The organism is Vibrio sp. Y176 (assembly GCF_033438945.1).
The window spans coordinates 1-803 of the sequence record NZ_JAWOQS010000345.1; the positions used below are offsets into that span (position 1 = coordinate 1).

An 803-nucleotide genomic window follows, 5' to 3' on the forward strand; every position below is an offset into this window, starting at 1 on the left:
GAATGGTGCGATGGCCTTTCAAACAGCCTAAATAAGCGGTAATGCAGTGACCTGTGTTTAGGGTGAACAGCTTACGTTCGACAAAGGCCATTAGGTTGTTAGTCTTTTCCATGCCAGCAATGTTTGGGATGTCGCCCTTGAACTGTTGCTCATCGACAATCCATTCGCTGAAGCTTTCAACAGTCACTTCCAATGGGTCATCGTTGGCGGCTTCTGCTGGTGGAACGATGCGATCGACAGCGGAATCAACAAAGCCAACCAACTCGTCTGCTTTTGCATGCAATGATTTATCTAAGTGTTTGTACACTTCACCTTTTAGGTGCGTTGTGCCACGCACCATATTTTCACAGGCGATGATGTTAAGTGGCGCGTCATTGCCAGCTTCAAAACGTTTGGCGATACCTTTCGCGATGGTTTTCGCGATGATGTCTAATACGTTTGGACCCACTGCTGTGGTGACTAAATCGGTTTTGACGATGCGATCAATCACGTCTTCACTGGCTGAGTTTACCGCTGTGACGTGGGTAACGGTGTCGATTTGACACTCAGTACCGACCACTTTTACTTTGTATTCTTGTTTGTGGCTGAGCTGGTCTACTAGCGGTACATCAACGTCAGCGAAAGTGACCTCGACTTCTGCGTCTGCTAAGAGTTTACCGATGAAACCACGACCGATGTTACCTGCACCAAAATGAACTGCGTTTTTCATAATTCTTACCTACCAATATCTGAAAATGTTGACTTACGAAACTAGGGGGAGGCCAACCGCATAGGGGGTGACAGCTGACCTCATTTGCCTCAGG

1 protein-coding gene is annotated in these 803 nt (G+C 47.3%); it reads right to left on the reverse strand.

What is annotated here, in order from left to right; all coding sequences use genetic code 11:
- Positions 1-709, reverse strand: a 709-nt coding sequence (locus tag R7O13_RS25975) for a mannitol-1-phosphate 5-dehydrogenase (RefSeq protein WP_318305087.1), incomplete at its 3' end; no start/stop codon positions are given.
- Positions 710-803: the final 94 nt, after the last annotated feature.